This window comes from Marinifilum flexuosum, from assembly GCF_003610555.1.
GTDB lineage: Bacteria > Bacteroidota > Bacteroidia > Bacteroidales > Marinifilaceae > Marinifilum > Marinifilum flexuosum.
In genome coordinates this window covers 24,275-35,985 of record NZ_RAPQ01000014.1, presented here as the reverse complement: position 1 = coordinate 35,985, position 11,711 = coordinate 24,275, and the positions used below count along the sequence as shown (strand labels likewise).

The following is an 11,711-nucleotide window of genomic DNA, read 5'->3' as shown; positions in this document are numbered from 1 at the left end:
TTACAAGAAGAGAATCATTTATATTAAAACTTATTCAGTAGTAAATTACTAACCCATGAATAACAAATTCAAATTAAGAAAAACCAACCAATTTCTATGGAGAAATATCGCGATTGTAGCGGGAACTTTCTCCTTTATCATCTGCATGTTGGTTTTGGTGAATTACATACAAATCAATCGAATTGATCCTGTAAATACAGAATTAATCAACTCATTGGTGCAGCGATTGGAAGAAAATCCAAATGACAATCAATTGCGAGAGCAGATTCGTGAAATGGATCTTTTGGTGCGTAAAGCCTACTTCACCAATCAATGGCAGGTGAAAGCTGGTGGTTATCTTTTGTTATTAGGTGTTATTGTTACAGCAATTGCTTTACAGATGTTTTATGCAGGCAAGCAAAAACTACCGGAAGTAACAGAAAGTGAACAAGAGAATATTGTTTTATTCAAAGAGAAAGCTCGTGAGTGGATTGGCCTTGGCGGTTTTGGCTTGGTGGCAATTACATTATTAGTAGCTTTTTTGACTCACAAGGAATTGGGAAATCAATTTACACAAGCAGCACTGGTAGCACAATCAACTCCTGAAGAAAAAAGCGATGTTGAGGTGGTGGAGCCAATTAAAGAAGAAGTTAAGGAAGAGGTTAAGGTAGAGAAAGCTGCAGAAGAGGTGAAAAAGGAGAATGAAAAGCCTGCTGAACCTGTTGTTGAAGATAAGAAAGAAGAGGCAGTTGAGAAGAAAGAACCAGAGATCAAAAAGGAAACTCCCGCCCCAAAAGTTACTGGCGGTGTATCATACCCTACAAAAGAAATGATGGCAAACTTTCCGGCATTCCGTGGAGCTGCTGGACAGGGAGTATCTTATCAAAAAAACATCCCAACCGATTGGGATGGCGCAAGTGGTAAAAATGTACTGTGGAAAGTTCAGGTTCCGATTCATGCCTACAACTCCCCTGTAATTTGGGGAGATAAGCTGTTTTTGTCAGGAGCCAATGCTACTCAAAGAGAAGTATACTGCTATGATAGAAATAATGGGAAGCTACTCTGGACTGCTAAGGTGGAAGGCATTGCAGGTTCTCCGGCAAAATCGCCTGAAGTAACTCCTGATACAGGACATGCTGCTTCTACGCTTACTACGGATGGAAAATCAGTATTTGCAATATTTGCCAATGGCGATATCACTGCTTTGGATTTTAATGGAAAACAGAAATGGGCAAAGAACCTTGGAGTTCCTCATAATCATTATGGGCACTCTTCATCCTTGTTGGTATATCAGGATAAACTAATTGTGCAGTACGACCATAAAAAATCGGCCAGCCTTATGGCACTTTCAACTGCTAATGGTGATGAATTGTGGAGTACCAAGAGAAAGGTTCGTGTATCATGGGCGTCGCCTGTGATTGCAGAGATAGGTGGAAATACGGAAGTTATTCTGGCAGCAGATCCTTGTGTAGCTTCATACGATGTAAATACAGGAAAAGAGCTTTGGAAGTTGGATTGTATTACCGGAGAAGTTGGACCATCGGTGGCTGTGGGTGATGGAATTGTGTTTGCTTTGAATGAATATGCTAGTCTTGTAGCCATTAAACCGGGAGCAAATCCAGAAATTCTATGGGAAGCATATGATTACTTGTCGGATGTTCCTAGCCCTGTTATTTCAGGAGATAATTTGATAATTGTTACCAGTTATGGAGCCGTGGTATGTTATGATGCCAAATCCGGAGAAATACGTTGGGAGCAGGAATTCGGTAGTGGATTTTATGCATCTCCAATTCTTGCCAATGGGGATGTATATCTGCTTGACAGAGAAGGGGTGATGCACATTTTTAAAGCTGATAAGGAATATCAGGAGATAGCAGCTCCTGCACTAGGAGAGAAATCAGATATGACACCGGCATTTGCTGATGGAAGAGTATATATCCGCGGAGAGAAACACCTTTATTGTATAGGGAAATAACTATGAGTGAGATTCAAAATATTGTTGACAAGATAATTGCTGAAAAAGGGAAAGATTCTGATAAAGTGATTCCAATTCTTCAGGCCATTCAAGGGAAATTCAACTATTTGCCTGAAGAGGCTTTGAAAAGAGTTTGCGATACGACGGAAATTACGGAATCCCAGATTACGGGAATCTCTACTTTTTATTCTCAATTTCGACACCATCCAGTAGGAAAGCACATTGTAAAAGTATGTGTTGGAACGGCTTGTCACGTAAAAGGAGCCAAGCAGGTTTACGATAGTTTTAAACGTGAATTGAAAATTACTGAAGGTGATACCGATGCGGATAAGCTATTTACTATTGAAGAAGTGGCTTGTTTGGGATGTTGTACCATTGCTCCTGTTGTACAGATTGATGATGTGACCTACGGACATGTAGAAACCGGCAAGGTTGCTGAGATCATCGAAGATTTCAAAAATCTTGCTCCAAGCGAAGAAAAGCAGGTACGTGAACTTACCGAAGATGGAATCTCACAGGGAGAAATTCGAATCGGATTAGGTTCCTGTTGTATTGCAAGTGGTAGTTCGGGAGTAAAGGAAGAGTTGGAAAGAACACTTGCCGATAACCAGATAAAAGTAGATGTAAAACAGGTTGGCTGTGTTGGTGTTTGCAACCAGGTGCCAATGTTGGAGATTCACAAGGATGGTGAAGAGCCCGCTTTTTACACAAAAATTAAAGCGAATGAGGTAAGTGAGATCATTAAAAACCACTTTCGCTCCGAAAATTGGATGAGTCGTTTCAAAAATAGATTCTACAATTATGCTGAGAATTTAACATTTTCGGATGTTCCGATCAGCTCAAGTAGGTACAATGCAAATGAAAAAGATACACCTATTGCAGAGTTTTTAAAGGGACAAGTAAACATTGCCACTGAATATAGAGGAGAAATTAAGCCATCAGATTTTGAAGAATACAAATCGAAAAATGGTTTTGAGGCATTTGTAAAATGTTTGAAAGAGCTTTCGCCGGATGAGATTATCGCTCAGATAGAAGAAAGTGGATTAAAAGGCCGTGGGGGAGCAGGTTTTCCATCCTTTATCAAATGGAATTTGGTGAAAAATGCCCAAGCCGATAAAAAATACATCATCTGTAATGGAGATGAGGGAGATCCGGGAGCATTTATGGATAGAATGTTATTGGAATCCTACCCATTCAGAGTTATTGAAGGGATTTTGATTGCAGCTTATGCTGTAGGTGCCAGTGAAGGGCGTTTGTACATTCGTGCAGAGTATCCTTTGGCAGTAACCCGCATAAAAGAAGGACTGGAAATCTGCAAGAAAGAAGGCTTAATTGGGGAGAATATCCTTGGTAGTGATTTTTCTTTCGATTTAAAGGTGTTCGAAGGAGCGGGAGCTTTTGTATGTGGAGAAGAAACTGCATTAATTGCTTCTATTGAAGGGAAACGTGGTATTCCTGAATTGCGTCCGCCATACCCGGCGGAAAAAGGTTTGTGGGATAAACCAACCTTAATCAACAATACTGAAACCCTTTCGTTGGTGCCATTTATCATTCGCAATGGCGCAGAAAGTTTCAAGGAGATTGGAACAGAAAACAGCAAGGGAACCAAGGTATTTGCTTTGGCAGGCAAGATCAATCGAGGAGGTTTGATTGAGGTGCCAATGGGAATCACCATTCGTCAGATTGTGGAAGAGATTGGTGGAGGAATTGCCAATGGAAAGAAATTTAAGGCAGTGCAAATTGGTGGACCATCAGGAGGGTGTATTCCTGCTGAAATGGCGGATACAACCATTGATTTTGATTCTTTAAAAGAAGTAGGAGCCATGATGGGATCTGGAGGATTGATCGTCTTGGACGAATCCGATTGTATGGTGGATATCGCTCATTATTTCTTGTCTTTTACCCAGGAAGAATCATGTGGTAGATGTACTTTCTGTAGAATTGGTACAAGACGAATGCTTGAGATTTTGGAAAAGATCAAGTCAGGCAAGGGAAAACTGAGTGATTTGGATTTGTTGGAGCAATTGGCCATTAATACTCAAAAGGGAAGTATTTGTGGTTTGGGAAAAACAGCGCCAAATCCTGTACTGTCAACATTAAAGTACTTCCGTAATGAATATGAGGCTCACATTAAAGGCGAATGCCCTGCCGGAAAGTGTGAAAACTTGATTCGCTACGAAATTAACGATGATTGTACAGGATGCACCAAATGTGCTCAACGCTGTCCGGTAGATGCCATACAGGCCAAGCCATATGAATTACATACTGTAGACAATGAGTTGTGTATCAAATGCGATATCTGTAAACAGATTTGCCCGGTGGATGCAGTGGAAATAAAATAGATGAACAGCCATGCAACTTTAGTTCGTGGTATCAGAAATAAAATGAATTGCCATGAGTTTTAACTCATGGATTTCAAAAAGAAATATAATGCCAACAATTAAAATAGACAATCAGACCATTACAGTTGCGGAGGGAACTAGCATTTTAAATGCAGCCCGTTCTGCAGGGATTCATATTCCAAGCATGTGCTATATGGAAGGATGTAGCAATCATCCTACCTGTATGGTTTGTATGGTGAAAAACAATGCCAATCAGCAAATGATTCCTTCTTGTGCTACCAAGGTAGTGGATGGAATGGATTTGGCAAGTGAGGATTCAGAGGTAAAAGAAGCCAGAAAGGAAGCCATTGAGCTTTTAATGAGTGATCATGTTGGTGATTGCGAGGCTCCATGTCGTGTGGCTTGTCCAGCATATATGGATATTCCTAAAATGAATCGATTTATTGCCAATAATCAGTTCGATAAGGCATTGAGAATTGTAAAAGAGGAAATTGCCCTTCCAGGGATTTTGGGATATGTATGCTCGGCTCCTTGCGAAAAAGTCTGTCGCAGGAAAGATGTGGACCAATCTGTATCCATTTGTTTGTTGAAGCGATTCTCGGAAGAGGAAACTCAAGATTATTTGCTTGAAAAAAAGAAGGCAAGCGGCAAGAAAGTTGCAATTGTTGGAGGAGGCGCATCCGGACTTTCAGCCGCTTATCATTTATTGTTGAAAGGACACGATTGTGAGCTGTTTGAAAAATATGAAGGTGTTGGCGGAATGTTATTGGCATCAGTCTTAAATGGTGACTTGCCAACAGAAGTGATAGCAAGAGAAGTTGCTGTTTTAGATCAACTAGGATTGGTAAAGAATTGCAATACTGAAGTTTCAAAAGAGAAGTTTGAATCCCTAAAGCAAGAGTACGATGCGGTGATTCTTGCTAATGGAACGGATGGAGAAAAATTTGGTCTGGAAGCTGGAAAGACTGGACTGAACGTGGATGCCGGAACTTATGCTACATCCCATCCAAAGGTATTTGCATGTGGTAGTGTAATTCGAACTCAGAAAATGGCAGTGAAAGCCATTGCTATGGGTAAGGAAGCTGCCTGGTCGGTTGATGCTTATTTAAATGAAGGCAAGGCCAAGGCAACTGAGAGATTATTCAACTCACGATTTGGAACCCTTCGTAAAGAGGAATTGGCTGAATATTTGAAGGAATCGGTTGAGGGAGATCGGGTGGAAGCAAAATCTCCAAAAGGATTTACAAAAGAAGAAGCCATTGCAGAAGCAAAGCGTTGCATGCATTGCGATTGTCGTAAGTTGGACAATTGCCGTTTGAGAGATTGTGCAGAAGAATACAAGATAGATCGCAGAAGATTTGCTCTAGGCGAAAGAAATTCTGTAGTGAAATACTTCAACCATGATTCGGTGATTTATGAACCGGAAAAATGTATCAAATGTGGATTGTGTATTGAAATCGCCGAAAGGCATGGAGAGAAAACCGGATTGACCAATGTTGGCAGAGGTTTTACGGTGAAAGTGGCTGTTCCTTTTAATCAGCAATTGAAACAAGCATTAAGCATTGCAGGAAAGGAATGTGCGGAGGCATGTCCAACGGGAGCATTATCGCTTCGCTCTAATTAAGAATTGGTAATTAACAATTAATAATATCACCTCAAGTAGAGGGATTGAGATAAGAAATTAAATAATAGCAGCTCCATTCCCCTTCTTCTCAAGGAGAAGGGTTTAGGGGATGAGGAAAACATATGAAACAACTATTCTTAACCATATTAACAATCGCTTTGAGTCTATCATCAATAGCTCAAAACAAACACAACTGGCTTTCTTTTCGCGGGAATGCGCAGTTGAGGGGTATCACTCAAGCAGAATTGCCTAAGAATCCATCTCTTTTGTGGTCGTACAAAACTGGTGATGCCATTAAATCATCGCCCATTGTTCGCAATGGGATCATTTATGTTGGATCGAATGATGGTAACCTGTATGCCTTAAGTAATGAGGGAGAGTTGAAGTGGAAGTTCAATGCGGAGACTTCGGTAGAAGCATCGCCTTTATACTTGGATGGAAATGTATATTTTGGAGCTTTGGATGGGACTTTCTATTGCCTGAATGCCGGTACTGGCGAGGTGAAATGGAAGTTTGTAACTGAAGGTCAAGTTTCAGGATCGGCAAATTGGTTTTACGATAAAACTAGCAAGCAGAAAAGAATCCTATTCGGTTCCTACGATTTTAAATTGTATTGCATGGATGCGAAGTCTGGAAAGAAGTTGTGGGAGTATGAATCGGATAACTACATTAATGGAGCAGCATCATGCAATGGCGAAATTGCCATGTTTGGTGGTTGTGACGGATTTTTGCATCAAGTGGATGTGAAGACAGGAAAATCGAAGAATAAGTTGGATATCCAGACCTATATCGCTTCATCAGTTGCCTTGGATGGGAATCATGCATTCTTCGGAAATCACGATGGTGAGTTTTACTGTGTGGATTTTAAGAAAAATCAGGTGAACTGGAAGAAAGAAGGAGCAATTTCATATTTGGGATCGCCTGCCATTGCCAATGATATCGTGATTATTGGAGCAGAGAACAGACAGGTGTACTGTTTTGATAAGAAATCGGGAAAAATAAAATGGCAATTTAAAACCAGAAACAAGATAGAGGCATCACCTGTAATTGCTACCAATGCAGTGGTAATGGCTTCAGGTGATGGAAGAGTGTATTTGCTAAATAAAGAGAATGGTCAGAAAATCTGGTCATATGAAATTGGAAGGGCATTAATTGGAACACCGGCCGTGGTGGAAGGAATGATTGTGGTGACATCAATGGATGGATCTGTTTATGTTTTTGGAGAAAGGTAAATCTTATGAAAGCCCCGTGGAGAACGGATTTTTTGCTGGAGAACGGGTTGTTTTGCCGGAGAATTGGGTAAATGACTTGGAGAACGTGAAAAAATGCTGGAGAAATGAGTCATTTACCTGGAGAATGGATTATTGTGATGGAGAAAGACCCCATGGAGGCGGTGAGAGCTTTTAAATAATGATGAACCAATAACAATTTGCGGAGAAAGTAGATTTTATCAGGAAAATTGGGGCATAGAGCGAAAAAAAGTGATTTAAAAAGCGAATAGTAATATTTTAAGGATTCGAAAAGATAACAAGCATGGAAATAGAGTTAAAGCAAATTTCAAAATACTATCAGGTTTCGGGCAAGGAAAAGAGAATGGTTCTTGACGATTTATCCTTAAAAATAGAATCGGGTGATTCGATTGCAATTGTTGGACCATCGGGTTCTGGTAAGAGTACTTTGTTGAATTTGATTAGTTCGTTGGATCATGCCAATTCGGGAGTAATTTTTCATGGCGAAAGAGAAATTGGGAAGCTGGCAGAAGATAAAATAGCTCAATTCAGAAACAGAAATCTAGGATTCATTTTTCAATCGCATCACCTATTGCCTCAATTGAGTTTAATTGAGAATGTATTGGTGCCCTTGATCCCTGAAAAAGATAAGAAGTTAAAAGTTGAGGCAGAACAAAGAGCTCAGGAATTGATTGATTTTGTTGGTTTGTCAGGTCAAATAAGTCAATTGCCTGGACAAATGTCGGGTGGAGAGTGTCAAAGAACTGCTGTAGTGCGTGCTTTAATTCATCAACCAGGATTGTTATTGGCCGATGAGCCAACAGGTTCCTTGGACAAGCAATCGGCTGATCAACTTGGAGATTTATTGGTATCGATCAACGAAAAACAAAAAGTAACACTTGTAGTGGTTACCCATTCAATGGATCTGGCAAAAAAAATGAAGAATATATACAAACTTGATAACGGAAAATTATCTAAAATCTAAACCCACACAAATGAAGAACTACGTCTTAATCTTAATGGCATTGTCGCTGTTTTCATGTACATCGAAACAGAAAAAAGTAAGCGAATGGAGAGGTGAAAACCGCTCGGGAATTTATGCGGAAACGAATCTTTTAAAAGAGTGGCCGAAGGATGGTCCAAAGCTTCTTTGGGATGCAGAAGGTGTTGGAAATGGTTATGGATCGCCTGTTGTTACTGATAATAACATTTATTTGAATGGAGAGGTGGATAGCATTGCTTATTTAATTGCAATGGATTTGGAAGGGAAGATGCTTTGGAAAACAGAATTTGGTAAAGATTGGATGAAGAATTTTATCGGATCTCGTTCTGCTCCAACTGTTGTTGATAGTTTGGTTTACGTAGCTTCTGGTTTGGGAGATGTTGCTTGTATCCATGCTGAAACAGGTAAATTGAAGTGGAAAATCAATATGTTGGAAAAATTTGAAGGTAAAAATACACGTTTTGGATATTCTCAGTCTCTTTTGGTAGATGGCGATTTGGTTTTTGCTGCTCCAGGAGGGAAAGAAAAAAACATTATTGCACTGGATCGATTTACAGGAGAAACCAAATGGATCAATTCGGGTGTTGGTGAAATGCCTGCATATTGTTCTCCTTTATTGATTGAATATCCAACAAGAAATGTATTGGTAACCTTCTCGGAACATGCTTTGTTAGCCGTGGAATCGCAAACAGGTAAAACCTTATGGACTCACCAGCAGGATACTACCAAAGGTGATGTAAATGGAAATACACCGATTTATGAAGATGGATATTTGTATTACGTTACCGGATGTGGAAATGGTACTGTGAAATTGAAACTGGAAGACGAGGGTACTAAGATTACTGAGGTGTGGAGAAATGAAGAATTGGATAACATCATGGGTGGTGTTGTGAAGCTTAATGGTAAAATCATTGCTTCGGCACATCGCAAGAAATCTTGGAAGAGTGTTGATGCAGAAACTGGTAAAACCAGAGATACTTTGAAATTTGGTAGAGGCTCGAGTATTGCTGCCGATGGTATGCTGTATTGTTATAACGAGAGAGGACAAGTTGGATTGGTAGAAGTAAGTCCGGAAAAAATGGAATTGGTAAGTCAATTTAAAATTACCAAAGGAACTAAAGAGCACTTTGCTCAACCTGTTATCAATAATGGGATATTGTATATCCGTCATGGCGATGCATTAATGGCATATGATATTAAGGCAATTAATAATTAACAATGAGTAATTATTAATTGTTAAGAATCGAACCAAAAGTTGAGGCACTTGTTTTTTTAAATGAATGTTTTCTGTTACTTAAAACTTAGACTATGAGTAAGCAAATATTTATATGTGGTTGTGAGAAAGATGGAAAAATCGAAAAAGGGTCTGTTCAAAAATTGATAGAGACTCTGGAAGAGAAGAATATTGGCTTCACTTATATTGAAGATATGTGTGGTACAATTCTTAAGAACCCGGATGATTTGGAAAGTCTGTACACAGCCAAGGATGCTCTTGTTTTTGGCTGTCAGGCTCGTGCCATGCAACACTTGGTAGATAATACGGGTCGCAGGAATGAAGAACTGGCAACCGAATATCTTCATATTGATGATGAAAAGGAGGAATTGATTTCAAGTTTGGAATCGGGAACAGGTGAACCACTAAAGATTAAATATTCTGATGAGTGGAAACCTTGGTATCCGGTAATCGATTATGAACGTTGCAACGGCTGTAGAAAGTGTTTGAACTTCTGTTTGTTTAGCGTTTACTCGGTTGAAGATGATGGAACAGTTGTAGTATCAGCTTCGGCAAATTGCAAAGACATGTGTCCTGCCTGTGCCAGGGTTTGTTCACAAAATGCAATCATTTTTCCTAAATATGCCGAAAGTCCGATTGATGGAGGAGATGGAGATGGTTCTGAAAATAAAAAAACGGATATACTCGAACAAATTCAGAATGATGATGTTTATTCGGTACTGAGTGCAAGAAGAAAGAATTTCCAGGTGTCATTATTGAAGAAAGATCAATTACAAATGGCAGAGGAAGAGCGTCGAGCTTGTTGCAGTGGAGCGGATAAAGTAGAAGAGAAAAAAGAAGAGAAATGTGCTTGCGACTGCAATTGCAAAGAGGAACCGGAAGCAAGTTGCGATTGTGATTGTAAAGATGGTGATGCCAATTCCAATTCATGTTGTTGTTAATGCATTAAGTATTTCAAGTCCCCCTTTCAAGGGGGATTTAGGGGGATGTAATTAGAACACTCCCCTTCATCCCCTCTCGAGAGGGGAATAAAAAAACAAAAGAATGATATTTTCATTAGGATCAAGAATATTACGTACTGTTGATTTAAAGTTGCTTTGGAAATTAGGCTATAACCTTGGCTTTAAAGGCATGAAAGCAGTTGCAAAGCACAAAAAGCGTTTAAAGAATGGAGAATTGTATCCGGCTTTCATGATGATTTCCGTCACGGATAACTGTAACTTGAATTGCCAGGGCTGTTGGGTAACCATTAATAATACTTCCAAGGGAATGGATGTGGAAACACTGGAAAATATCATCAATTCCAGTAAGAAAAAAGGATCATACTTTTTTGGTCTTTTAGGTGGAGAACCATTGATGTACCCTCAATTGTTTGATGTAATAGAACGCCATTCCGATTGTTACTTTCAAATGTTTACCAATGGAACTTTGCTGACTGACGAAGTGGCTCAACGCTTGAGAAAGTTGGGGAATGTATCTCCTTTAATTAGTGTGGAAGGCTTACAGGATGTAAGTGACATCAGAAGGGGAGCGAACAATGTTTATGGTCGAACCATGACGGGAATAGACTCTGCCATTAATAACAAACTATTTACAGGTGTTGCTACAAGTGTTTGTAAATCGAATTTTAAAGATTTGGTGAGCGAAGAATTTGTGAACTCTTGCATTAAAAAGGGCGTTCATTATTTATGGTATTATATTTATCGTCCAGTGGGAGAGCGTCCAACCACTGAATTAGCTTTGTCGGAAAAAGAAATTCTGGAGCTGAGACAATTTATGGTTGACATTCGTGTAAAAGCACCATTAATGATTATCGATACCTATTGGGATGAGAAAGGAAATGCGCTTTGTCCGGGTGCAATAGGTTTATCGCATCATATTAATCCTTACGGAGATATTGAATTTTGTCCGCCAATACAATTTGCAGGTGAAAAAATTGAGGTGGATTCCAATATTCCTGAATTAATTGAAAATTCAAAATACATTTCAGGTTTAAGAAATGGGATAACTGATTGTACACAAGGATGCATTTTGTTGGATGCTCCAGAGCAATTACATACCATGCTGAAAGAGGCTGATGCATACGATTCATCGAAAAGAAGTAAGGCATTCGAAGAATTACAAAAAATGAGACCATGTGCTGGTCATCATATCCCTGGAAAAGAAATTCCCGAAAAATCGTGGGTGTACCGATTTGCAAAGAAATATTCATTCTTTGGATTTGGTGCATATGGGTAAAGTAGAGACGCACGGCTGATTTTGATATAGTGTAGAGACGCACAGCCGTGCGTCTGTACGAGGAAAAAAAAGAAGATTAAGATAATG

8 protein-coding genes are annotated in these 11,711 nt (G+C 39.5%); all 8 read left to right on the top strand.

Going from position 1 to position 11,711, the window contains the following annotated elements; genetic code table 11:
- The first annotated feature begins 55 nt into the window (after positions 1-55).
- Positions 56-1,954 carry a PQQ-binding-like beta-propeller repeat protein gene (locus tag BXY64_RS20370; RefSeq protein ID WP_120241809.1) on the top strand — a complete coding sequence of 633 codons (1,899 nt, stop codon included), beginning with the start codon at positions 56-58 and terminating at the stop codon, positions 1,952-1,954.
- Positions 1,955-1,956: 2 nt separating this feature from the next.
- On the top strand, positions 1,957-4,296 hold the full coding sequence (locus BXY64_RS20365) for an NAD(P)H-dependent oxidoreductase subunit E (RefSeq protein WP_120241808.1): 2,340 nt from the start codon (positions 1,957-1,959) through the stop codon (positions 4,294-4,296).
- Between the two features lie 52 nt (positions 4,297-4,348).
- Positions 4,349-5,920 carry an FAD-dependent oxidoreductase gene (locus BXY64_RS20360; RefSeq protein WP_120241807.1) on the top strand — a complete coding sequence of 524 codons (1,572 nt, stop codon included), beginning with the start codon at positions 4,349-4,351 and terminating at the stop codon, positions 5,918-5,920.
- Between the two features lie 122 nt (positions 5,921-6,042).
- The gene (locus tag BXY64_RS20355) at positions 6,043-7,152 is read left to right on the top strand and encodes a beta-alanine-activating enzyme beta-propeller domain-containing protein (protein WP_120241806.1); all 1,110 of its coding nucleotides are present in this window, start codon (positions 6,043-6,045) and stop codon (positions 7,150-7,152) included.
- A gap of 301 nt (positions 7,153-7,453) precedes the next feature.
- The gene (locus BXY64_RS20345; protein WP_120241804.1) at positions 7,454-8,134 is read left to right on the top strand and encodes an ABC transporter ATP-binding protein; all 681 of its coding nucleotides are present in this window, start codon (positions 7,454-7,456) and stop codon (positions 8,132-8,134) included.
- 10 nt (positions 8,135-8,144) lie between these two features.
- The gene (locus BXY64_RS20340; protein ID WP_120241803.1) at positions 8,145-9,368 is read left to right on the top strand and encodes a PQQ-binding-like beta-propeller repeat protein; all 1,224 of its coding nucleotides are present in this window, start codon (positions 8,145-8,147) and stop codon (positions 9,366-9,368) included.
- A 92-nt stretch (positions 9,369-9,460) separates the two neighbouring features.
- On the top strand, positions 9,461-10,327 hold the full coding sequence (locus BXY64_RS20335; protein ID WP_120241802.1) for an ATP-binding protein: 867 nt from the start codon (positions 9,461-9,463) through the stop codon (positions 10,325-10,327).
- A 103-nt stretch (positions 10,328-10,430) separates the two neighbouring features.
- On the top strand, positions 10,431-11,624 hold the full coding sequence (locus BXY64_RS20330) for a radical SAM protein (protein WP_120241801.1): 1,194 nt from the start codon (positions 10,431-10,433) through the stop codon (positions 11,622-11,624).
- The last annotated feature ends 87 nt before the right edge of the window (positions 11,625-11,711 follow it).